This is a genomic window from Brevundimonas sp. AVps5 (assembly GCF_058681515.1).
In genome coordinates this window covers 1,960,635-1,981,699 of the sequence record NZ_CM178740.1, presented here as the reverse complement: position 1 = coordinate 1,981,699, position 21,065 = coordinate 1,960,635, and the positions used below count along the sequence as shown (strand labels likewise).

At 66.2% G+C, this 21,065-nt stretch carries 20 protein-coding genes; 8 read left to right on the top strand and 12 right to left on the bottom strand.

Going from position 1 to position 21,065, the window contains the following annotated elements; all coding sequences use genetic code 11:
• Nucleotides 1-13 precede the first annotated feature (13 nt).
• Together uvrA and ACW18A_RS10045 are read right to left on the bottom strand one after the other, a co-directional pair.
• Nucleotides 14-2,950: an excinuclease ABC subunit UvrA gene (gene uvrA / locus ACW18A_RS10050; protein ID WP_492021580.1), complete on the bottom strand. Its 2,937-nt coding sequence runs from the start codon at nucleotides 2,948-2,950 to the stop codon at nucleotides 14-16.
• Between the two features lie 241 nt (nucleotides 2,951-3,191).
• The gene (locus tag ACW18A_RS10045; RefSeq protein ID WP_492021579.1) at nucleotides 3,192-4,790 is read right to left on the bottom strand and encodes an EAL domain-containing protein; all 1,599 of its coding nucleotides are present in this window, start codon (nucleotides 4,788-4,790) and stop codon (nucleotides 3,192-3,194) included.
• A 189-nt stretch (nucleotides 4,791-4,979) separates the two neighbouring features.
• Here ACW18A_RS10045 and ACW18A_RS10040 point away from each other — a divergent pair, with 189 nt between their 5' ends.
• Nucleotides 4,980-5,693, top strand: a complete 714-nt coding sequence (locus ACW18A_RS10040; RefSeq protein WP_492021578.1) for an AAA family ATPase — start codon at nucleotides 4,980-4,982, stop codon at nucleotides 5,691-5,693.
• 24 nt (nucleotides 5,694-5,717) lie between these two features.
• On the opposite strand, the gene ACW18A_RS10035 is transcribed toward ACW18A_RS10040, so the two are convergent.
• The 3 genes from ACW18A_RS10035 to ACW18A_RS10025 are packed head-to-tail and all read right to left on the bottom strand — an operon-like array spanning nucleotide 5,718 to nucleotide 7,542.
• A complete protein-coding gene (locus tag ACW18A_RS10035) occupies nucleotides 5,718-6,158 on the bottom strand; it encodes a flagellar basal-body protein FlbY (protein ID WP_492021577.1) in 441 nt (146 codons plus the stop codon).
• Nucleotides 6,155-6,487: a rod-binding protein gene (locus tag ACW18A_RS10030; protein ID WP_492021576.1), complete on the bottom strand. Its 333-nt coding sequence runs from the start codon at nucleotides 6,485-6,487 to the stop codon at nucleotides 6,155-6,157. Before ACW18A_RS10030 ends, ACW18A_RS10035 begins: the two co-directional genes overlap by 4 nt.
• On the bottom strand, nucleotides 6,487-7,542 hold the full coding sequence (locus ACW18A_RS10025; protein ID WP_492024380.1) for a flagellar basal body P-ring protein FlgI: 1,056 nt from the start codon (nucleotides 7,540-7,542) through the stop codon (nucleotides 6,487-6,489). Before ACW18A_RS10025 ends, ACW18A_RS10030 begins: the two co-directional genes overlap by 1 nt.
• Nucleotides 7,543-7,775: 233 nt before the next feature.
• On the opposite strand from ACW18A_RS10025, the gene ACW18A_RS10020 reads away from it, so the two are divergent.
• Nucleotides 7,776-8,201 carry a flagellar assembly protein FliX gene (locus ACW18A_RS10020; protein WP_492021575.1) on the top strand — a complete coding sequence of 142 codons (426 nt, stop codon included), beginning with the start codon at nucleotides 7,776-7,778 and terminating at the stop codon, nucleotides 8,199-8,201.
• Between the two features lie 181 nt (nucleotides 8,202-8,382).
• The gene (dksA, locus tag ACW18A_RS10015; RefSeq protein WP_492021574.1) at nucleotides 8,383-8,817 is read left to right on the top strand and encodes an RNA polymerase-binding protein DksA; all 435 of its coding nucleotides are present in this window, start codon (nucleotides 8,383-8,385) and stop codon (nucleotides 8,815-8,817) included.
• A 180-nt stretch (nucleotides 8,818-8,997) separates the two neighbouring features.
• Here the strand turns inward: dksA and ACW18A_RS10010 are convergent, their stop codons facing one another.
• From ACW18A_RS10010 to ACW18A_RS10000, 3 genes are all read right to left on the bottom strand, one after another.
• The gene (locus ACW18A_RS10010; RefSeq protein WP_492021573.1) at nucleotides 8,998-10,479 is read right to left on the bottom strand and encodes a replicative DNA helicase; all 1,482 of its coding nucleotides are present in this window, start codon (nucleotides 10,477-10,479) and stop codon (nucleotides 8,998-9,000) included.
• Between the two features lie 122 nt (nucleotides 10,480-10,601).
• On the bottom strand, nucleotides 10,602-10,982 hold the full coding sequence (locus tag ACW18A_RS10005; RefSeq protein ID WP_492021572.1) for a hypothetical protein: 381 nt from the start codon (nucleotides 10,980-10,982) through the stop codon (nucleotides 10,602-10,604).
• 123 nt (nucleotides 10,983-11,105) lie between these two features.
• Nucleotides 11,106-13,574, bottom strand: coding sequence for a TonB-dependent receptor plug domain-containing protein (locus tag ACW18A_RS10000; protein ID WP_492021571.1), 2,469 nt, complete (start codon nucleotides 13,572-13,574; stop codon nucleotides 11,106-11,108).
• 812 nt (nucleotides 13,575-14,386) lie between these two features.
• Here ACW18A_RS10000 and ACW18A_RS09995 point away from each other — a divergent pair.
• The gene (locus ACW18A_RS09995; RefSeq protein WP_492021570.1) at nucleotides 14,387-14,665 is read left to right on the top strand and encodes a DUF6968 family protein; all 279 of its coding nucleotides are present in this window, start codon (nucleotides 14,387-14,389) and stop codon (nucleotides 14,663-14,665) included.
• 75 nt (nucleotides 14,666-14,740) lie between these two features.
• Here the strand turns inward: ACW18A_RS09995 and rplI are convergent, their stop codons facing one another.
• From rplI to ACW18A_RS09975, 4 genes are all read right to left on the bottom strand, one after another.
• Nucleotides 14,741-15,325, bottom strand: coding sequence for a 50S ribosomal protein L9 (rplI, locus tag ACW18A_RS09990; protein WP_492021569.1), 585 nt, complete (start codon nucleotides 15,323-15,325; stop codon nucleotides 14,741-14,743).
• Nucleotide 15,326: 1 nt separating this feature from the next.
• The gene (gene rpsR, locus ACW18A_RS09985) at nucleotides 15,327-15,611 is read right to left on the bottom strand and encodes a 30S ribosomal protein S18 (RefSeq protein ID WP_428152313.1); all 285 of its coding nucleotides are present in this window, start codon (nucleotides 15,609-15,611) and stop codon (nucleotides 15,327-15,329) included.
• 14 nt (nucleotides 15,612-15,625) lie between these two features.
• Nucleotides 15,626-16,009: a 30S ribosomal protein S6 gene (gene rpsF, locus ACW18A_RS09980; RefSeq protein ID WP_492021568.1), complete on the bottom strand. Its 384-nt coding sequence runs from the start codon at nucleotides 16,007-16,009 to the stop codon at nucleotides 15,626-15,628.
• A gap of 188 nt (nucleotides 16,010-16,197) precedes the next feature.
• Entirely contained in the window at nucleotides 16,198-18,270 is a 2,073-nt protein-coding gene (locus ACW18A_RS09975) for a TonB-dependent receptor plug domain-containing protein (RefSeq protein WP_492021567.1), read from the bottom strand.
• A 151-nt stretch (nucleotides 18,271-18,421) separates the two neighbouring features.
• Between ACW18A_RS09975 and fabD the strand changes: the two genes are divergently transcribed.
• The 4 genes from fabD (at nucleotide 18,422) to ACW18A_RS09955 (ending at nucleotide 20,925) form a co-directional block, all read left to right on the top strand.
• Nucleotides 18,422-19,381 (top strand): ACP S-malonyltransferase, encoded by a 960-nt coding sequence (gene fabD / locus ACW18A_RS09970; RefSeq protein WP_492021566.1) that lies wholly within the window; start codon nucleotides 18,422-18,424, stop codon nucleotides 19,379-19,381.
• Nucleotides 19,382-19,553: 172 nt separating this feature from the next.
• The gene (gene fabG / locus ACW18A_RS09965) at nucleotides 19,554-20,294 is read left to right on the top strand and encodes a 3-oxoacyl-[acyl-carrier-protein] reductase (RefSeq protein WP_492021565.1); all 741 of its coding nucleotides are present in this window, start codon (nucleotides 19,554-19,556) and stop codon (nucleotides 20,292-20,294) included.
• A gap of 19 nt (nucleotides 20,295-20,313) precedes the next feature.
• Nucleotides 20,314-20,517 carry a hypothetical protein gene (locus tag ACW18A_RS09960; protein ID WP_492021564.1) on the top strand — a complete coding sequence of 68 codons (204 nt, stop codon included), beginning with the start codon at nucleotides 20,314-20,316 and terminating at the stop codon, nucleotides 20,515-20,517.
• 168 nt (nucleotides 20,518-20,685) lie between these two features.
• The gene (locus ACW18A_RS09955; RefSeq protein WP_055830235.1) at nucleotides 20,686-20,925 is read left to right on the top strand and encodes an acyl carrier protein; all 240 of its coding nucleotides are present in this window, start codon (nucleotides 20,686-20,688) and stop codon (nucleotides 20,923-20,925) included.
• Nucleotides 20,926-21,065 lie beyond the last annotated feature (140 nt).

Sequence of the window (21,065 nt, the reverse complement as noted above, 5' to 3'; positions counted from 1 at the left end):
TTTCGTCAAGGGATCAGGCGCTGGCCTTCGCTCGCGTTTTCTTCGCCGGAGCCTCGGTGGTCAGCGCCGCGACCCGCGCCTTGCGACGCGTCTCGTGCCGGTCCAGCACCTCCTTGAGGTATTTTCCGGTCCACGACCGGTCATTGGAGGCGACCTGTTCCGGCGTGCCGACCGCGACGATCTCGCCGCCGCCGTCGCCGCCCTCGGGGCCGAAGTCCAGCAGGTAGTCGGCGACCTTGATGACATCGAGGTTGTGCTCGATCACCACAATGGTGTTGCCGCTCTCGACCAGTTCCTGGAGCACCTCCAGCAGCTTCCTCGTGTCCTCGAAATGCAGGCCGGTGGTCGGCTCATCGAGGATGTAGAGGGTCTTGCCGGTGGCCCGTTTCGACAGCTCCTTGGACAGTTTGACCCGCTGGGCCTCGCCGCCCGACAGGGTCGTTGCCGACTGGCCGACCTTGACGTAGTCGAGGCCGACGCGTGACAGGGTCAGCATCTTGTCGCGGATCGGCGGAACGGCCTTGAAGAACTGGCCGGCCTCCTCGACCGTCATGTCCAACACATCGGATATGCTCTTGCCCCTGAAGACAATTTCCAGCGTCTCGCGATTGTAGCGCCTGCCCTTGCAGACGTCGCAGGTGACGTAGACGTCGGGCAGGAAATGCATCTCGATCTTGATCAGGCCGTCGCCCTGGCAGGCCTCGCAGCGCCCGCCCTTGACGTTGAACGAGAACCGTCCCGGTCCGTAGCCGCGCGCCTTTGACTCCGGCAGACCTGCGTACCAGTCGCGGATCGGCCCGAAGGCGCCGGTGTAGGTCGCCGGGTTGGAACGCGGGGTGCGGCCGATCGGCGACTGGTCGATGTCGATGACCTTGTCGAAATTCTCCAGGCCTTCGATCCGGTCGAAGGGGGCGGGGGCGTCCGACGCATTGTGCAGACGACGCGCGGCCGCCTTGTAGAGGGTCTCGATCGTGAAGGTCGACTTGCCGCCGCCCGACACCCCGGTGACGCAGGTGAACAGGCCGACCGGAATCTCGCCGGTGACGCTCTTCAGATTGTTGCCGGTCGCGCCCGAGATTCTGAGCATCTTCTTGCGGTCGACCGGACGGCGGCCCTCGGGCGGCAGTTCGATCTCACGCTCACCGGTCAGGTATTTGCCGGTCAGGGATTTCGGATTGGCCATGACCTCGGCGGGGGTGCCCTCGGCGCAGATCTCGCCGCCGTGGATGCCTGCGGCGGGGCCCATGTCGATGACATAGTCGGCGGTCAGGATCGCCTCCTCATCATGCTCGACGACGAGGACGGAGTTGCCGAGATCGCGGAGACCCCGCAGGGACTCCAGCAGCCGGCTGTTGTCGCGCTGGTGAAGACCGATGGACGGTTCGTCCAGCACGTACAGCACCCCGGTCAGGCCCGAGCCGATCTGCGACGCCAGACGGATGCGCTGGCTCTCGCCGCCGGACAGGGTGCCGGAGGCGCGCGACAGGCTGAGATAGTCGAGGCCGACGTTGTTCAGGAAGCGCAGCCGGTCGCTGACTTCCTTGAGGATGCGACGGCCGATCTCCATCTGCTTGTCGGTGAGCTGGTCGGGCAGGGCGCTGACCCAGTCAAAGGCCTTCCTGATCGACAGCATCGAGATCTCGGCGATGTCGTTGCCGGCGATCTTCACCGCCAGGGCCTCGGGCTTCAGACGCTTGCCGCCGCAGGCGTCGCACGGGGTCTCGGACTGGAACCGCCCCAGCTCCTCGCGGACCCAGGCGCTGTCGGTCTCGCGCCAGCGGCGGTCGAGGTTGGGCACGACCCCCTCGAACGGCTTGGAAACCTCGTATTTCCGGGCGTTGTCGTCATAGACGAACTTGATCTTCTCCGCGCCCGTGCCGTTCAGGATCACGGACTGGGCCTTCTCGGGCAGTTCGCGCCATGGCTTGTCCATCGAGAAGCCGTAGTGGAGCGCCAGGGCCTGCAGGGTCTGGGTGTAGAGCGGCGACGGGCCGCGCGACCACGGAGCGACCGCGCCCTTGTGCAGGGTCTTGTCGCGGTCCGGGATGACCAGATCGGCGTCGAAGGCCAGCTTGACCCCCAGGCCGTCGCAGACCGGACAGGCGCCGAAGGGATTGTTGAACGAGAACAGGCGCGGCTCGATCTCGGCGATGGTGAAGCCGGAGACGGGGCAGGCGAACTTCTCGGAGAAGGTGATCCGGCGCGGTTCCTGGCCCTCCTCGGCATTGGCCCATTCCGCGACGGCGATGCCGTCCGCCAGGCCAAGGGCGGTCTGCAGGCTGTCGGCGTAGCGCGCCTCGAGCCCGGCCTTGGTGACGATCCGGTCCACGACGATGTCGATGTCGTGCTTGAACTTCTTGTCGAGCGTCGGCGCGTCCTCGATGGCGTAGAAGGCCCCGTCGATCTTCAGGCGCTGGAAGCCCGAGCGCTGCCACTCGGCCATTTCCTTTTTGTATTCGCCCTTGCGACCCCTGATGACCGGGGCCAGCAGCAGCAGCCGCTCGCCCTCGGGCAGGGCGCCCAGTTTGTCGACCATCATGGAGATGGTCTGGCTCTCGATCGGCAGGCCGGTCGCGGGCGAATAGGGCACGCCCACGCGCGCCCACAGCAGGCGCATATAGTCGTGGATCTCGGTCACCGTGCCGACGGTGGAACGCGGGTTCTTCGACGTGGTCTTCTGTTCGATCGAGATGGCCGGTGACAGGCCCTCGATCAGGTCGACGTCCGGCTTGCCCATCAGTTCGAGGAACTGGCGGGCGTAGGCGCTCAGGCTCTCGACATAGCGGCGCTGGCCCTCGGCATAGATGGTGTCGAAGGCGAGCGAGGATTTACCCGATCCCGACAGGCCGGTCATGACGACCAGTTTCTCGCGCGGGATGTCGACATCCACGCCCTTGAGATTGTGCTCGCGGGCGCCGCGCACGCGAATGAAGTTGTGCTTTTCGGTCATGCTGCCAGGAAACGGGGGCCGGGAACGCGGGAGCGCCGGACGGGGTCCGGTGCGACAACGCTATATGGGAACTGATCCGGTGATATCAGCAAGAACAATGCAGGAACATGGCCGCGCTGCCGCCAGCTGCTGTCACTCGACCAGAGCAGCGCCCGGATTCAGCAGATGCGGCGAGGACGGGGCGGATCCAGGCGGCCTCCGGCCGGCGATCGCCTGATCTGCCGCGCCTGGCGGCGTTTCGTCAGCCCCAGCCGGCGACGGCGCCCATCCGGCGGCCGGTGACGGGTTCATTGTAGGTCAGCACCGTGCGCGGCTCGGCCTCGGCCTTGCCGAACAGCCAGCCCTGGCCCTGGTCGACGCCGACCTCGCGCAGGATTTCGGCGACGGCCTCGGTTTCGATCATCTCGGCGATGGTCTCGACTTTCAGCGACCGGCACAGCTCGACCAGATGTCCGATGAGGGTCCGGGCCCGCGGGTCGGTCTCCAGCCCCTGAACGAAGGACCCGTCGATCTTGACCGTGTCGACAGACAGGCGGCGCAGATAGTCGTAGCTGGCGGCGCCGGCGCCGAAGTCGTCGATGCAGACCTTGATCCCGGCCGAGCGCAGGGCACCCAGGCGACGGTTGGCCGCCTCGACATCCGACAGGGCGGCGGACTCCGTGACCTCGACGATCAAGCGCTTGCGTTCCTCCGGCTGCGACGACGTCATCCGCAGCAGAGCCTGGACGTAGCGGTCGTCGGCGAGCGAAGCTCCCGACACGTTGACGGCGAACTTCAGCAAACCGGCACCCTGTTTGCGCAGTCGGCTCAGGGCCTTTTCGGCCACGGCGACGTCGAAGCTGTCGATCAGGGCCATTTCCTCGGCCATGTGGATGGCGTCGGCCGGGCTGTCCGAACCCTTGATCCGGGTCAGGGCCTCGAAATGGTGCACGGCACCGGTCTTCAGATCGACGATCGGCTGATAGTGCAACTCGAACCGGCGACTGCGGACCATGGTCTGGAAGGCGTGGGCCTCGTTGAGGGTCTGGGACAGGGCGGCGGTGAAGCTGCGTTCCGGGCTGCCGGTCCCCCCGTCCTTCAGGCAAGACTGGACGGCGACCCTCAGGGCGCGGAGGGCGCTGAGCGATTCGCCGCCGGCGGTCAGGTCGGAGTGCGTGGACCGGGCTGAAAGTTCGAACCCTTCGCTGCGGCCGATCTCCTGCATTTCGCCGGCCAGATCAGCCTCTTCGCTGCGATCTCGAATCAGGGCGAACCGCTCCGGTCCCAGTTTGCCGGCTGTGGACCCATCGACGGAGGCGGCCTGCAGGGCGGCCTCGACGCGGGCGTTCAGCCGTTCGCCGGCCTCGCCGGCGCCCTGGGCGGCGGCCAGCCCTTCGACGTTGACGAAGGCGATGGCCAGTTCGCGGGGCTCCGCCGGCGGTGCCAAGACCTGCTGGGCACGGGCCAGGAAGGCTTCCGGGGCCAGGGCAGGCGGTGCGGCCGGATCGTGCAGCCGGTAGGCAGGGCCCTCCCAGGTGACCGAGCAGGAGACGTTGGGCGCCAGGTCGGGCAACAGGAAGAACCGGGCGGTGGACCGTCGCATCCGGTCCGTGCCGGCAAGGAAGAGAACGTCGATCGGCTCCGAGCGCGCGCCCGGACGCAGGCCCTTGAGCAGAGTTTTCAATGGTTCCACGCTCGGCGGTGCCACCCTGTGCCACAGGGAAATACCGCGGAAGCTTTCGGCCGAAAGGTCGATCGACGGTCCCGACCCAAGCCCGAACACGATCGAGCCCTTGGCGTCGAGCTCGAGCAGCAGGTCGGAGGACGCGAAGGCGAAACCGAGGAGACGCTTGCTGATCATGTCACCCCTCTGCGCGCCTATCTCTTAAGTATCGCCGCAGAGGCATGCTTAATTGCGGGAAAACTCTCGCGCCCGACGAGTTCGCAGCACGTGATTCGTTGACGCCGCGAGCACGGCTTCTATGGTTATCAAATCGTAACGACGTTCCCGGAACGCCATGCGGGTCATTGAAAAGACAGGCGGGGGCCGATGAAGACGATCGCAGTGATGTCGCGCAAGGGCGGGGCGGGCAAGTCGACCCTGGCCGTGCATATGGCGGCCGCGGCGGTCGCGGCGGGTAAACGCGTCATGCTGGTCGATATGGATCCGCAGCGGTCTTCGCTGGAATGGGCCCGCGAACGCACCGCGGACTGGCCCCTGGTCATGGAAGGCCGGGCCGGCGCCTTGTTCACGACCCACCGCGCCGCCGAGCGCGAGGGCATCGACCTGATGATCGTCGACACCCGGTCGTCGGCGGACACGGAGGCGTCCGAGGCGGCGCGTCTGGCGGACCTGTGCCTGATCGTCGTGCGGCCGAACTTCTTCGATCTCCAGGCCGTCGGGCGGACGGTGGAACTGGTCGAGAACCTGCGTCGGCCGGGTTTGTTCGTGCTAAACCAGGCGCCTGTCCGGCGGAACGGGGCGGAGCCGCGCGTCATTCGCGACGCCGTCGACTATCTGTCGGAATTCCGCATCCCCCTTGCCGAGGTCGGCCTGCGCCAGCGCGCCGCCTATCAGAACGCGATGTGGAAGGGCCTAGGCGCCCAGGAAGATCAGCCGGACAGTCAGGCCGCCTTCGAAATCAACGCCCTGTGGGCCTCGTTGGCCGAGACGCTCTGGCCGGTCGCCGGCCGTCATGTCTATCGCCAGCGGGGTGCCGTTGCGGAAGCCGACGGGCCGCTTGAACTCGCGATGGCCAGCTAGATCCAGCCGATCATCCTCTGGCGGTCAAGCCGTGCGGTTCAGGGTGACGGCGCGGCTGTCGCCGCCGCAGGCCTGGCCGGATGCGCCATAGCCCGTCCCCATGGCCCGCGCGGCAGCGACTTCCTGGGCGATGGTGCGGACAAGGCCTTCCGAGATCGTGCGTGCGGCCTCTAGCGTGCGGCCGTGGATGGTCAGCACCGCCTCGAACGCCTCGGTCGCCTTGATCAGGGCCATGCGCTCGCCGGCGGGGGCGGCCATCAGAATGGCCCGGTTTGCCTTCAGATGGGCGGACTCGCGACGGTACTGGTTGGCCAGTTCCTGGGTCGCGGCCAGGCCTGCGGAGACATCGGCGGCGCGGCGGGTGGCGAAGGCGTCGGTCTCCATCTCCAGCCGGGCGGTCAGCCGGTCGGTCAGGGCCTTGAGATTGCGCAGATAGGCGGTGGCGGTGCCCGGGTCGTGGCTCATGCCGCCGCTCCCGGCAGGGTCCGGGCCAGACTCTGGCTCTGTTCGGTCTGCATGCGGATCATCTCGGCGACGACGGTGTCGGCCAGTCCGATGCCGCCGGCCCGGACTGTCTGTTTGGCCATCTCGTCGATCATGAAGCTGCGCCACGTGCCCTCGGCCTCGCCGCCCCCGAACGGGCCGTCGGTCTCGAGGCCTTCGAACATGGGTTTGAGCATCTGCGACAGGAAGGAGGTTTCGAACTTCTCAGCCGTCTCGCGCATGCGCGGCGTCTCGGCACTCGGAGCGATGACGGAGGTCAGAAGGGAGGGGGAGACGGCCAGGTCGCTCATCACAGCACCTCGATATCGGCCTGCAGGGCGCCCGCCGCCTTGATGGCCTGAAGAATGGAAATCATGTCGCGAGGCGAGACGCCCAGTGCGTTCAGACCGTTGACGAGGGTCGAGAGGGACGTCGCGCCGTTGACCAGCCGGATCTCGCGGCCCAGCTCCTCCTCGACCGTGACATCGGACTGCGGGACGACCGCGGTCTGGCCCTGGCTGAAGGGGGCGGGCTGGCTGACCTGCGGGTTTTCCTGGACCGAGATGGTCAGGTTGCCCTGGGCGATGGCGACCGTGGAGATGCGGACGTTCTCGCCCATGACGATGACGCCGTTGACCTCGTCGATGATGACGCGGGCCGGGGTGTCGACTGCGACCGGCATGTTCTCGACCCGGCTGATGAAGGCGGCCATGCCCAGCTGGGCCGGCGCGCGCAGGGCGATGACCGAGCCGTTCTCGGCCAGGGCGGTCGCGGGGTAGGTGGCGTTGATCGCGGCGGCGACGCGCTGGGCCGTCGTGAAGTCAGGGTTGCGCAGGGTCAGCCGCACTTCGGTGAGGCTGTCGAGCTGGAAGCCCGTCTCACGCTCGACCGTGGCGCCCGAGGCGATGCGGCCCGCAGTCGGCACGCCACGCGTCACCGACGAGCCTGAACCGCCCGAGCCCGACACCGAACCGGTCTGTATCGAGCCCTGCCCCACGGCGTAGACCTGGCTGTCGGCGCCCTGGAGGCTGGTGACCAGAAGCGTGCCGCCCAGCAGGCTCTTGGCGTCGCAAAGGCTGGAGACCGATATGTCGACCCGCGAACCGGGCGTGGCGAAGGGCGGCAGTTCGGCGGTCACCATAACAGCCGCGAGGTTCTTGGAGTTGGCGTTGGTCCCGCGAATGTTGACGCCCAGACGCTCGGTCATCCCCTCCAGCGACTGGCGGGTGAAGGGGCAGTTGCGCAGGCTGTCGCCCGTGCCGTTCAGGCCGACGACCAGGCCGTAGCCGACCAGCTGGTTGGTGCGGACGCCCTCGATCGAAGCGATGTCCTTGATGCGCGACTGGGCCGAGGCCGGGGCGGCCATCAGGGCGCCGAGGGCGACAGGGATCAGGAAGGCGGTGAGAAACTTTTGCACTGGGCCGTCTTTCCGCGAGGGTTCAGTGCGGGCGTTGCGAAGATCGTGCCGGACGGAAAGGCCAGTGAAATCAGGGACGGTGCCGGGCATGAAGGCGTCTGGCCCGGCAAATCCTGCCCTGCTGTTAACCAAACAGTGACGGTCACCCGACGATGGTGCGGAAAGTCCCGGAGTCTCCGCTCATGAAGGTCAACGGCCCGTCGGGTGCCGCCCCCGCAGGCGGTCAGCGTGCGGTACGTTCGGCCGCCGGCTTCTCGATGCCGCAGATGTCCGGCGCTGCTCCTTCTGCGGCGGCCGCGGCGACGGCCCCGACGTCCGCAGTCGGCGATGTCTCGGCCCTGATGGCGCTGCAGGGCGTCGAGACGGCGACAGAACGCAGGCGCCGCGCCATCCGTCGCGGAGGAACCCTGCTGGACCGTCTGGACGAGCTGAAGATCGCCATGCTGTCGGGCGAGACCGGTGAGAGCGCTCTGGAGCGACTGGGCCGAACGCTGCGCGAGGAGCGGCCCGGGGACGAGGACGCGGGCCTCACCGGACTGCTGGAACAGATCGATCTGCGCGCGGCTGTTGAGCTGGCCAAGGCGGAAGTTCGCCGCAACGCAGCATAAGTGCCGGAAAATCAGTCTCATTCCCCCGTTCCGTGAACGAAGTGAGGACGAAATGTCACGGTGTCGCTGGCAACCAGGCTTTGTCATGATCACACAAGCGCGATGGTTGTTGCCGCGACTCTCCGGCCTGCCTATACGCCGTCGTGCGCCATGGGGGGCGTTGTTCTAGAGTGTGAGTGCGATGACCGCATTGGCCTCGATCGTGTCTGACGAACCGGTCGCCTACCGACCTTCCGACGACGAGCCGTTCATGAATGAACGTCAGCTCGCCTATTTCAAGCACAAGCTCATGGCGTGGCGGGATGACATCCTGCGCGAATCCAAGGGCACCGTCGTCAACCTGAAGGCTGAGACGGAAAACCATCCGGATCTTCTCGACCGCGCCTCGTCGGCCTCGGATCGGGCTCTGGAACTGCGGACCCGCGACCGTCAGCGCAAGCTGATCTCCAAGATCGAGGACGCCCTGCGTCGGATCGAGGACGGTTCCTACGGCTATTGTGAGGACACCGGCGAGCCCATCGGTCTGGCCCGACTGGAAGCCCGTCCGACTGCGACCATGTCTGTGGAAGCCCAGGAACGCCACGAGCGCCGCGAACGGGTTCACCGCGACGACTGAACCTTGCCCCTCTCCCGCCGGGAGAGGGCTTGAGGCTCGCAGAGCGTAGCGATGCGTCTCTTTAGCCGAAAGGGTGAGGGGCGTGCCCTCACCGGTTGGCGACTAACCCCTCACCCTTTCGCGCAAGGACGACGGCAAGCCGTCGTGCGCTCAAACCCTCTCCCTCCGGGAGAGGGAGGATTACTCCGGAATGTCGCTGAAGTTGCTGTAGCCGCTGCGGGCGAGGTTGCCGAAGCGCGTCGTGTCCGCATCGAAGCTGAGTTTTACGATGCCGATGGGGCCGTGGCGCTGTTTGCCGATGACGACCTCGGCCTGATGCTCCAGGAGATCCATGTCCTCCTGCCACTTCAGATGCTCTTCCGTGCCTTCGCGTGGCTCGGTGCGACCGAGGTAGTAGCTTTCGCGATAGACGAACATGACGCAGTCCGCGTCCTGCTCGATCGAGCCGGATTCGCGCAGATCGGACAGCTGGGGCCGCTTGTCCTCGCGGTTCTCGACCTGACGCGACAGCTGCGACAGGGCGATGATCGGCAGGTTCAGCTCCTTGGCCAGGGCCTTCAGGCCGCCGGTGATCTCCGACACTTCCTGCACCCGGTTCTTCTGCGCATTGCCGTCGCCGACGGTGATGAGCTGGAGATAGTCGACGATGATCAGGTCGAGACCCTGTTCCATCCGCTTCAGGCGGCGCGCGCGGGCCGCCAGTTTGGAGATGGCCAGGCCGCCGGTGGCGTCGATGTAGAGGGGACTCTCGCCGATCTCGATGGCGGCGTCGCGGACCTTGCCGAAGTCGGAGGCGTCGATCTCGCCCTTGCGCAGGCGGTCGGACGAGACGCCCGAGGCATCGGCCAGGATCCGCATGGCCAGCTGTTCGGCACTCATTTCCAGAGAGAAGAAGGCGACCACCCCGCCCGAGACCGTCTTGCGGCCGTCCGGGGTCGGCTCCCAGCGGTAGTTGCGGGCCACGTTGAACGCGATGTTGGTCGCCAGGGCCGTCTTGCCCATCGACGGACGGCCCGCGAGGATCAGGAGGTCGGACGGGTGCATGCCGCCGAGCTTGGAATCGAGGTCGTCGAGGTGGGTCGCCAGACCCGCAAGCTTGCCGTCCCGCTGATAGGCCTCGCCCGCCATCTGCACCGCACCGGCGAGCGCGGTCGAGAAGCTGACGAAGCCGGACGAGGGCGCCCCTGTCTCGGCCAGCGAATACAGGGTCAGTTCCGCCTGCTCGATCTGGTCGATGGCGGCGGTCTCGGGGTTCGGGGCGTCCCTGACGATGTCGCCGCCGATGCGGATCAGTTCGCGGCGCAGGGCCAGATCATAGACCACCCGGGCATAGTCCGGCGCGTTGGCTCCCAGGGGGGCGCGGTCCATCAGGTCGGCGAGGTAGCGCAGGCCGCCGAACTCGGCGAAGGCCGGATCCTGTTTGAACCGCTCCATCAGGATGGTCGGCTCGGCCAGCATACCCTGGCGGATGTGATCCTCGATGGCGTCGTAGAGCCGCTGGTGGAAGGGCTCGTAGAAGTGTGAGCCGCGCAGACGGTCGCTGAGGCGCTCGAAGATGGCGTTGTCGAACATCAGGGCGCCGAGCAGCGCCTGTTCGGCCTCGAGGTTGTGCGGGAGCGACGGCACGGCGACGGCGTCGTTGAAGGGAGAGAAAGCGTTCATCGCGTTAACGCTTACCCCTCGCACGCCCCTGCGACACGTTTGGACGTGGCCTTGGCCGGGGATGGTTTGGGACCGACTGTGGACCGCTGGAAAATCCCTAGACGGATCAGTTCAGGCGGCGATCAGACGGCGGGGCAGGGATAGCGCGAGACCATCCAGGCGCGGATGCCGTCGGTCGGCGTCATGCGGACGCGGCGCGTCTGGGGGATGGAGTTGAGATGGGCCAGCAGCTGCCGCGGGTTCACCGAAATGCGTTCGGGGGGACAGAACGGCGGCGTGCGTCCGGCCTCGCGAGCGGTGCGCACCTCGGCAGCGACAGTCCTGAAGGCGGTGTTGGCCTCACCCATCAGCCGGCGGGCGTCGGAGCGCAGGGCCGAGGTCGGGTTCAACGGCACACGATTGGCTTCGGTGACGAAGACGTCGAGGGTTCTCGCCTGCGCATTCACCGAACCGGCGCTCAGCAGGGTGGACGCCACAAGCGCGACGGCGACGACGGATTTCATGCGGACCACCCAGATGTTGGACCGTGAGTTCTCCCGGCGCTGATGGCCAAATCATGACGTCCCGACGACAAACGGCGCGGAGATCGCTCTCCGCGCCGTCCGATGTCGAAAGGGCCGTCGGTCCTAGAAGGCGTAGCTCAGGCGGCCGTAAACGAAGCGACCGTTGAAGCCGTAGGGCGAGAACTGCGGGAAGCCCACCGAACCCGTCGGCGCGTTCAGGGTTGCCGGGGTGAAGTTGGGATATTCGTCGAACGCGTTGTTCACCCCCAACGCCGCCGTCACCCCCATCGGGAACTCATAGCGACCTTCCAGATCCACCAATGTGTCGGAGCCTGTCTCATAATCCAGGGTGGACACATTGTTGGCGATCAGCACGCTCTGGTACCGGGTCGCCCGCGCCGTGGCCGACCATCCGCCCAGCGACCAGTCGACCGATCCGACGAGCTTCGATTCCGGCGTCCCGTCCTCGAACGCCCGGATGTTGGAACGATCGAACAGGAAGTTCGGCGACACGGGGATCGTCACGACCGGAATCCCCGGGACGCGATCCACCGTGGTGTCGTTGAAGTTGGCCGCCAGGGTGAAGTCGAAGCGCCCCGCGCTGTCGGTCGGAAGGCGGTAGCGGCCGACGATGTCGATCCCCTTGGTCGAGGTCTCGAGACCGTTGGTGAAGAAGCGGGCCGACGAGACGCCCAGCGGCTGGATGATCGCGAGCACGGCTGCGATGGTCGCCGCAGACTGGCTGGGACGGGTCGGGCCGAGATTCTCGGACAGGATGATCCGGTCGGCCACCTCGATCTGATAGGCGTCGATGGTCAGTTCGAAAGGACCGTTGCGAATGACGGCACCAAACGAATAGTTGACCGATGTTTCAGGCTTGAGCGGACGCGCACCGAGCGCGATGGAGACAGGATCGTCGACCCGGAAGGTCCCGGACTGGATCAGATTGGTCACGGGCACGCCCCCGACGACCGTCGTCACCAGATTGGTGGCGATATAGCTGAAATACTGCTGTTGCAGCGCCGGCGCACGGAAGCCCGTCGAGATGGACCCGCGCAGAGCGAATTCCGGTCGAACGTCCAGACGGCCGGAGATCTTGCCGGTCAGGGTGTCGCCGAAGTCGGAATAGTCTTCGTAGCGGGCTGCCAGGCCGAAGGTGAAGGCCTCGTTCAACTTGCCTTCCAGATCGACGTAGGCACCGACGTTGTTCCGATCGCGCTCGGTCGCGTTGGCGGGGCTGAAGCCCGGGAAGCCCTGGGCTCCGCCGCCCTGGGTGCTGCCGGGATTGCGGATCCACGACTGGAGCTGTCCGGCCGACTGGGAGAAGTCCTCGGACCTGTACTCGAGCCCGAAGGCCAGGTTCCAGGGGTCGGGCTGGCCGACATCCAGCGGCTTCACGCCGTCAACCGCGAGCGTGAACTGCTCGTATTCCAGACCGCCGGCACGGAAGCTGCGCAGAGACGCCGCCCCGAAGGAGGCGTTGATCGTGTTCTCGACCCGGTAATCGAGGGCGTTGCGACCCCAGCTGGCCGAGATATCCCAGTCGATGCCATAGGCCGGGCCGCGGATGCCGCCATAGACGTTGTAGTCGTTGATGTGAGTGGCAATGATCGGCAGGAAACCGTTCGGATAGACCGCCAGCACGTTGTTGGCGTTGTTGAAGGCACGGGCGGTCGCGGCCGATTCCGTATCCTTGTCGACGAAACCGCCGAAGGCATAGGCTTCCCAGCCGCCGGACAGGGCGTGGCCGGCGTTGGCCCAGATCGCGCGCGACTCGACCGACGGGTCGCCGAAGCGGCCGGAAACGGTGGTGGTCGATCCGGTCGGCGTGGCAGCGGGTGTGGCATAGTCGGACCGGTTGGTAGGATCGCGACGCTGCAGCTCGCCCGACAGGGTCAGAAAGCCTTCGCTGAAGAGCGGCAGACCGATCCAGCCGGCCACGGACGACGTTTCCCCATCCGTGCGGCTGTGCGAACCGCGGGCCGTATCATATTCGGTGTCGTAGCGGCCGTAGTTGACCGTGATCCCGCCGCCGTTGTCGGCCTCCCGGAGGCGCAGGTTGACCACACCGGCGATGGCGTCCGAGCCGTACTGGGCCGAGGCACCGTCGCGCAGCACCTCGACGGTGCCCAGCGTCACCGACGGAATGGTGTTCAGGTCGAAGGCTGCCGAGCCCCGGCCGAGGTTGCCGTTGACGTTGACCAGGGCGCTGACGTGGCCGCGCTGGCCGTTGATCAGGACCAGGGTCTGGTCAGGGGCCAGGCCACGAAGTGTCGCCGGACGGACGTGGTCCGAGCCGTCGGAGATGGCGGGGCGAGGGAAGTTGATCGAAGGGGCGTTTGCCGACAGAGCGGCAGCCAGTTCTGTGCCCGTGCCCTGACGGGTCAGGACCTCGCCCGAGATCACATCGACCGGCGCGATGGTGTCCAGACGGGTGCGACCCACGGTGCGCGTGCCGGTGACGATGATCTCGTCGACGGCGGTCGCCTCTTGCTGCGGCGCGGTCTGGGCCAGGGCCGCGATCGGGCAGGCGAGCAGGGTCGCCGCAGAGGTGAAGCCGAGAAGGACGGAGCGAGAGATTCTGAAGTGCATGACGAGCCTGACGAGCTGTGGCCAGCGCGGGACGCGTGGCGCGAGAGAAGGTCCGAAAGTCCGGCGTTGTTCGCCGCGTGGTTACCGGCCGACCGGCTGCGCAAAATTATTGCGCGGACCGGCACGGACGCCCCCCCTTCGTGCAAGCTGGATGCGTCCGGGAGGGCGGTCAAGTCAAGGTTAACGCAAGCGACCGGGCTTGTTGCAATTTTGACATACTTTCGGCAAGCGCAGCAAAAAGGGCGTGTCCGGAGGACACGCCCTTTAGAGTCTCTATCGGTTCGACGAGCCGATCTTCAGGATCAGGCCTCGGAGCCGAGACCGTCCTGTTGACCGGCGCGAAACATCCGAACCACAAAAACGCTCAGACGTGCATAGGTCGATTAACTGACTCTAGGGTTGTATTTGCAGAAAACTTGTGATGGTCTCTTCGAAACCGAGGCTGACATGAAAACTTGGAAATGTTTCGGGGCGGCGATCGCAATCGTCCTGGGCTTGGGAGCAGGTGGCAGTGCCGAGCCAGAGAGCAATAAAGACGTAGCTTCAAGTCAATCGTCGACGGCGTCAGGACCGTCTACATTCAGATTGAAGCAGACTAAAATCGCCTGCGGCTATGATCCGAAAAATACCGGCGAAAGCGAGACCTGTCCGTCTGAACTGGGACAATGCCTACAGATATGTGATGAAATCTATGACGCGGCGGCGATCGTTTGTTCAGGCTTGGGCTTTACGGCCGCTGCAGCTATCTGCCATGCCGCAAACTCAGTCACTTACGGGGGCTGCCGAGCGGGTTGCCGTTAGGCGCAGGGCAAATGATCTTTCGGCTTCAGATGCATCAGAGCGGCCGCCTTGCCGGCGAACTGACCGTAGAGCTGGGCAAGCCGAAGCCCCACGCGACTCTGGAGATGTGGGAATGCCAGGTTGACTGGGCCGGAGCCGCAAACGGGTCTGTCCGCGCGTACGGCGCCTCCAGTTTCCAGAGCTTGAAGCTGGCGCTGGATCTGGTCGCAACTGAGCTGCGGTCGATCTATCCGTCGGTCGTCATTAGCGAGGGCGGCCTACCGTGGCCCGAATGTTTGCCGACGCCATAAAAGCCAGCAAAAAGGGCGTGTCCGGAGGACACGCCCTTTAGAGTCTCTATCGGTTCAACGAACCGATCTTCAGGATCAGGCCTCGGAGCCGAGACCGTCCTGCTGGCCGGCGCCGCCTTCGACCATGTCGCGGGCCTGTTCGGCGGCCGCGTTGCGGTCTTCGTCGTAGGCCGACTTGATCACGTCCTCGCCCTTCGCCTGACGTTCGGCTTCATCGGCCGAGCGCGCGACGTTGATCGTGACCGTGGCGGAAACCTCGGCGTGCAGGCGAACCGGCACGACGTGGAGACCCAGGGACTTGATCGGCGTGTGGAGCACGATTTGCGAACGCTCGACCTTGCCGCCCTCGGCCTGGATGGCCTCCATGACGTCGCGGCCGCCGACCGAGCCGTACAGCTGGCCGGTTTCGCCGGCCTGACGGATCATCACATAGACCTGGCCGTCGATCTTCGAGGCGATCGCGCCGGCGTCGGTCTTGTTGCGTTCGTTGCGCGCCTCGATGGCGACGCGATCGAGTTCGAACTTCTCGAGGTTCTTCGAGGTGGCGCGGAGCGCCTTCTCGCGGGGCAGGAGGAAGTTACGGGCGAAGCCATCCTTGACGGTGACGACGTCGCCGATGGCGCCGAGGTTCTCGACGCGTTCGAGCAGAACGACCTTCATCTTACTTCACCACATAGGGCAGGAGGGCCAGATAGCGGGCGCGCTTGATGGCCTTGGCCAGTTCGCGTTGCTTGATCTGGGACACGGCAGTGATGCGCGAGGGCACGATCTTGCCGCGTTCGGAAATGTAGCGCTGCAGCAGCTTGACGTCCTTGTAGTCGATCTTCGGCGCGCCTTCGCCCGAGAACGGGCAGACCTTGCGACGACGATAGAAGGGACGGCGGCCGGCGGAGCCCGAACCGGCGGGGGTGCCGGGAACGTTGGGCGAGGAGGTGGTGTCAGTCATGTTTCCAGATCTCCTTACGCGGCCACGTCGGCGTCTTCACGCGGCGTGCGCTCGCGGTCGCGTTCACGCTCGCGCTCACGACGGGCCAGCAGCGGCGACAGCTCCAGGTCCAGTTCCTCGACCTTGACGGTCAGCCAGCGCAGGACGTCTTCGTTGATGCCGAGCTGACGCTCGACTTCGGCCATGGCGGGGGGCGGGCAATCGATCGCCAGCAGGGAATAGTGAGCCTTGCGGTTCTTCTTGACCCGGTAGGTCAGGTTGCGCAGGCCCCAGTATTCGATCTTGGCGACGGAACCGCCGCCGGTCACGATGAGGTCCTTGATGGTGTCGTTGAGGGCTTCGGCCTGTTGCGCGCTGATATCCTGGCGCGACATGACCGTGTGCTCGTAAAGAGCCATTCGGTAGTCTCCCTTGTAGGGCGTCGGCGCAGACGGACCGGGTAAAGTCCGAACCACGATGGATCCTGAAGCGGCGGCCGGGATGACTTCCCGAACCCTTTGGTGTTCCGCATCAGGACCGAAGCCCTGGAAAGCGGGCGCGTATAGGGGAAAAGGGGCGATCGGGCAAGGACGAAGGCCTGCGTCGCTCAGAAGCTCCTGCGCGCGCTGATATAGGCGCTGATCGTGCCGTCGGAGCGCGAGGTTTCGGAATAGACGGGCACGCCGCGATCGCGCGGCGCGCCGAACAGGACGAACTCGCTGTTCGATCCGCTGGAAACGAGCAGCCCGCCGCCAAGGCTCAGGCGATCGTCAGGCCGCCAGCTCAGGCTCGCGCTGAACGAGGGGCCGGTCGAGAAGCGCGACAGGCTGCTGGGACTGAAACCACGGCTGGGCTGGGCGGAGGATGCGCTGACGCTCCAGTTGATGCGCTGGCTGATCAGGTTCTGGCTCAGGCCCAGACTCAGCGTCAGGGGTTGCTCGCCCGAGAGCCGCCGGTCCGTGAACGTCACCGGATCGCGGGTTTCGGACTGGCGCAGCTGTAGCGTGGCCGAGGCGATACCGCCGGCCATGCCATAGCGATCCAGCGGCAGACGGCCGGTGAGCCTGGCGGTCTCGCGGGTCGCCGTGCCGACGTTGCGGGTGACGTTGTACCGGCGAGGCGTCGCCGCGCCCGGCGGGGTTTCGAAGACGACCACCTGACCCAGGACGTCGTCGTAGGCCTCGTGGGTCAGTTCGGCGACGAACGAGCCCTGGCGGCCGAAGACCCGTTCGTAGCGCGCCTGGGTCAGCCAGATCTGTGCCGGACGGATGTCCGGGTTGCCGCGCCCGAAAATGCCGGTCGAGAAGGCGGCGGAGGCTTGGAACGCGCCGAAAGAGAGTTGATCGACGTTGCGCTCCAGTTTGAAGGCCAACTGGTGCCCGGCGGCGGGCGTCCACGCGAGATTCAGGCGGGGTTTGAGGAAGCTGAGATCGGTTTCGGCCTCCCCCGCGCTGCCGTTCGCGGTGATGCGGGACCGCTCATAGCGAAGGGCACCGGTGACGCTGAGGTTGTCGCGCGGCGTCCAGACGCCGGAGACGAAGCTCTCGCTGCGCAGCTCCTCGACCCGTGTGTCGTCGCCCGGAAGCAAAAAGGGCGAGCCGTCGAGCCGGTAGGCCGTGCCGCTCTCGACGAAGTTGAAGGCGATCTCGGATCCGGCTTCGAAGTCGAGCGATCCCCAGGGGGTGGCAAGCGAAGCGAACTTCAGAGACCCCGAACCGATGCTTTCCCCGCGCCATCCATCGCTGACCGTGGCCGAGGTGAAATCGGGGGTGTCGTAGGAACCCGTGCCGTCGCTGTCGATCAGCTGCTGCGAACCGAGGACCTCCAGCGTCATCCCCAGCGGCAGGCTGCGGGTCCAGCGCAGGCCGATCTCCCCCTTGCTCTGGGTGCTGTCCGACACGGAGGTTTCAAGACCGGACGGGACGATCAGCAGGTCGCTGCCCTCATAGCCGCTGCCGTTGACGTCGATGAGGCCGTTCAGGCGGATGCGTCCACCGGCGAATGGCCCTTCGTAGACCGTGGTTCCCGAGACGCCGTGGAAGTCGAACACGCCCTGGCTTCGGGCGAGCAGCAGCAGGGCCCCGGTCGGCGATCGACGCTCGCGAATGCCCTCGTTGTCGCCCGACCCCAGATAGCCGCTCAGCGATCCTTCCAGCGAGCGACCGTCCCACTGGCGGCGGGCCTGCAGGTTCAGATTGGGCTGGAGACGGCCCTGGGTGCTGTCCTGGAGGGTGACGGAAGCGGAGCCCGACGCGCCGCCGTCAGGGCTGCGGATCACATTGGCCACGACCGCCTTGCCCTGCATGTCGATGCCGCCGGCCCCCGCGCGGACGATGTCGATGCGAACGACCTGGGCGGCGGGGATGCGCGACAGGATGGACTGCAGCGAATCGCTGCGGACCGGCGGGCGCTCGCCGTCGATCAGAATGTTGCCGACGGTTCCGGCGAAGCCTCGTCCGTATGTTCCTCCGTCAAACTGGAACCCGGGGATCCGCCCGATCATGTCCAGGGCCGTGACCGGCCGGAACTCGGTGAAGAAGCTCCCCGGGTAGGCGGTGACGTTGGGATCGACCGCGGCCGGGGTTCCGTCCTGGGCCAGGGCCGCAGCCGGAACCATCAGGCTCCAACCCATGACGGCCGCCACCGCCAGCGCGCACGCGCTCTTCCGTTCACCCGTCATGCAACGCCCCCCAAGAACCTCATCTTGAACCTCAGGTTGATGACGATTGTGTCCGATGAACGGCGACGGTTGCGGATTGCCGTCGGCCTTGAGCCAAGGGACAGGTTGGCCTACCCCTCCGCACTTCTCACACTGACCACGGACCCTGTCGATGACCCTCGCCCTCCTGTTCCCCGGACAAGGCAGCCAGGCGGCCGGCATGGGCGCGGCCCTGGCCGACGCCTTCGGATCGGCCCGCGACGTCTTCGCCGAGATCGACCAGGCCCTGGGACAGGATCTGTCCGGCCTGATGCGGAACGGGCCCGAGGACCAGTTGACCCTGACCGAGAACGCCCAGCCGGCCCTCATGGCCGTGTCCCTGGCCGTCATGCGGGTGCTGGAAAAGGAATTCGGGGTGTCAGTCGCCATTCCAGGAAAGACGGGGGCCGCCTTCGTAGCCGGCCATTCGCTGGGCGAGTATTCGGCCCTGGCGGCGGCAGGTGCGCTGTCGCTGGCGGACACGGCCCGGCTGCTGAAGCTGCGCGGCCAGGCCATGCAGCGCGCCGTGCCGGTGGGGCAGGGGGCCATGGCCTCCCTGATCGGGCCGAAGACGGATCTGGCCCTGGCCGAGGCCGCCGCCGCAGCGGGCTCCGAGGTCGGGGTCTGCGTCGTCGCCAACGACAACAACAACGGCAATGTGGTCATTTCGGGCGAGAAGGCTGCCGTCGACCGCGCCATCGAGAAGGCCAAGGAACTGGGCGCGCGGGCCATCCCGCTGAACGTCTCGGCACCCTTCCACTGCCCCCTGATGCAGCCGGCCGCTGACGAGATGAGCAGGGCCCTCGCTTCGGCCGCCCTGATCGCCCCTTCCGTGCCGCTGGTGGCCAACATCACCGCCCGGCCCGAAACCGACGCCGACACGATCCGCCGTCTGCTGGTCGAACAGGTCACCGGCCGCGTCCGCTGGCGCGAGTCGATGGACAGGATGGCCACCGAAGGTGGGGTGACCCGGTTCGTCGAGATCGGCTCGGGCAAGGTCCTGACCGGCATGGCCAAACGAATCGCGCCGGACGCAGAGAGCCTGGCGCTCAACAGCCCCGAAGAAATCGAGGCGTTCGCGAAGTCACTTTGATTTCCTTCTCCCCTTGCGGGAGAAGGTGGCAGTCCGCAGGGCTGACGGATGAGGGGTCACACCGGCCTGGCCGGTGATCCCTCGCAACCCAATCGGAGAGGTCTGTGAGACCCCTCATCCGGCCCTTCGGGCCACCTTCTCCCGCAAGGGGAGAAGGGACAGGGAGAATGATATGTTTGATCTCACCGGCAAGACCGCCCTCGTCACCGGCGCGACGGGCGGCATCGGCGGTGCCGTCGCCCGCGCCCTGCATGCGCAAGGGGCCACCGTCGTCCTGTCCGGCACGCGCGAGGCAGTGCTGGCGGATCTGGCGAAAGACCTGGGCGAGCGGGCGCATTTCGCCACCGCCAACCTGTCCGATCCGGCCTCGGTCGACGCCCTCGTCGGCGTGGCGGAAGAGGTCGCGGGTGCGGGTCTGGATATCCTGGTCGCCAATGCGGGCATCACGAAGGACGGCCTGTTGCTGCGCATGAAGGACGAGGACTTCCAGTCCGTCCTGACCGTCAATCTGGAGAGCTATTTCCGCCTGTCGCGCGCGGCGATGAAGGGGATGATGAAGCGTCGCTCGGGCCGGATCATCGGCGTGACCTCGGTGGTCGGCGTCACCGGCAACGGCGGCCAGACCAACTATGCGGCCTCCAAGGCCGGAATGATCGGTTTCTCCAAGTCGCTGGCCCAGGAAGTCGGTTCGCGCGGCATCACCGTGAACTGCATCGCCCCGGGCTTCATCACCTCGCCGATGACCGACGTGCTCAACGAGCAGCAGCGCGAGGGCATCCTGCGCAATATCCCGGCCGGTCGGCTGGGCACGGGCGACGAGATCGCCGCCGCCGCCGTCTATCTTTCGTCCGACGAAGCGGCTTACGTCACGGGCCAGACACTGCATGTGAACGGCGGCATGGCGATGATCTGATCGCCGAAGGAACAGACCGATGATCGTCCTCCGCTACCTGGCCACCGTCCTCGCCGGACCGCTGCTCCTGATCGGGATTATCTGGGTCCTGCAGGGCCTCAATCTCCTGCCCGGCAGTTTCATGACCGGTCAGATCATCTGGGCGATCTACGGGGCTCCGATGGCGCTGGTCGGTGGGGCACTTGTGTGGTGGGTGAACCGGCGACCCTCCGGGCTCAACTAGGGCGCACAAGACCCTCTACGCCCTATTTCCCCTGACGGGGGGTGTGCTAAAGGCGTCGGCATCCGGGTGGATCAATGAGGCGTTGCCTCTTGCGCAACCGGGGCTGTCGTGACACGGCAGAGCGAGACAAAACGCCGCCCCGGGCGGCCCTAGAAGGCAGAGACACCCATGTCCGATACCCTGGAACGCGTCCGCAAGATCGTCATCGACCACCTGGACGCCGATCCGGAAAAGGTCGTTGAAAAGGCCAGCTTCATCGACGACCTGGGCGCTGACTCGCTCGACAACGTCGAACTGGTCATGGCCTTCGAGGAAGAATTCGACATCGAAATCCCGGACGACGCCGCCGAACACATCCAGACGGTCGGCGACGCCGTGAAGTTCATCGACGAGAAGCTGGCCGGCTAAACCCGGTCCGTTCGGACGGCACACGAGGTCACCGCGACGCCGAAGGGCGCGCGGTGGCCTTTTGCGTTGATGGCTGGTCCGTAACGGGCGCTTAATGCCAGCCGCACACAACCCCGTGGCGCTCCAAGGGCTGTCGCGGT

Coding starts and splice junctions, on each gene's coding strand:
- uvrA (WP_492021580.1), bottom strand. CDS start 2,950: ATGACCGAAAAGCACAACTTCATTCGCGTGCGCGGCGCCCGCGAGCAC.
- ACW18A_RS10045 (WP_492021579.1), bottom strand. CDS start 4,790: ATGATCAGCAAGCGTCTCCTCGGTTTCGCCTTCGCGTCCTCCGACCTG.
- ACW18A_RS10040 (WP_492021578.1), top strand. CDS start 4,980: ATGAAGACGATCGCAGTGATGTCGCGCAAGGGCGGGGCGGGCAAGTCG.
- ACW18A_RS10035 (WP_492021577.1), bottom strand. CDS start 6,158: ATGAGCCACGACCCGGGCACCGCCACCGCCTATCTGCGCAATCTCAAG.
- ACW18A_RS10030 (WP_492021576.1), bottom strand. CDS start 6,487: ATGAGCGACCTGGCCGTCTCCCCCTCCCTTCTGACCTCCGTCATCGCT.
- ACW18A_RS10025 (WP_492024380.1), bottom strand. CDS start 7,542: ATGGCCGCCCCGGCCTCGGCCCAGTCGCGCATCAAGGACATCGCTTCG.
- ACW18A_RS10020 (WP_492021575.1), top strand. CDS start 7,776: ATGAAGGTCAACGGCCCGTCGGGTGCCGCCCCCGCAGGCGGTCAGCGT.
- dksA (WP_492021574.1), top strand. CDS start 8,383: ATGACCGCATTGGCCTCGATCGTGTCTGACGAACCGGTCGCCTACCGA.
- ACW18A_RS10010 (WP_492021573.1), bottom strand. CDS start 10,479: ATGAACGCTTTCTCTCCCTTCAACGACGCCGTCGCCGTGCCGTCGCTC.
- ACW18A_RS10005 (WP_492021572.1), bottom strand. CDS start 10,982: ATGAAATCCGTCGTCGCCGTCGCGCTTGTGGCGTCCACCCTGCTGAGC.
- ACW18A_RS10000 (WP_492021571.1), bottom strand. CDS start 13,574: ATGCACTTCAGAATCTCTCGCTCCGTCCTTCTCGGCTTCACCTCTGCG.
- ACW18A_RS09995 (WP_492021570.1), top strand. CDS start 14,387: ATGATCTTTCGGCTTCAGATGCATCAGAGCGGCCGCCTTGCCGGCGAA.
- rplI (WP_492021569.1), bottom strand. CDS start 15,325: ATGAAGGTCGTTCTGCTCGAACGCGTCGAGAACCTCGGCGCCATCGGC.
- rpsR (WP_428152313.1), bottom strand. CDS start 15,611: ATGACTGACACCACCTCCTCGCCCAACGTTCCCGGCACCCCCGCCGGT.
- rpsF (WP_492021568.1), bottom strand. CDS start 16,009: ATGGCTCTTTACGAGCACACGGTCATGTCGCGCCAGGATATCAGCGCG.
- ACW18A_RS09975 (WP_492021567.1), bottom strand. CDS start 18,270: ATGACGGGTGAACGGAAGAGCGCGTGCGCGCTGGCGGTGGCGGCCGTC.
- fabD (WP_492021566.1), top strand. CDS start 18,422: ATGACCCTCGCCCTCCTGTTCCCCGGACAAGGCAGCCAGGCGGCCGGC.
- fabG (WP_492021565.1), top strand. CDS start 19,554: ATGTTTGATCTCACCGGCAAGACCGCCCTCGTCACCGGCGCGACGGGC.
- ACW18A_RS09960 (WP_492021564.1), top strand. CDS start 20,314: ATGATCGTCCTCCGCTACCTGGCCACCGTCCTCGCCGGACCGCTGCTC.
- ACW18A_RS09955 (WP_055830235.1), top strand. CDS start 20,686: ATGTCCGATACCCTGGAACGCGTCCGCAAGATCGTCATCGACCACCTG.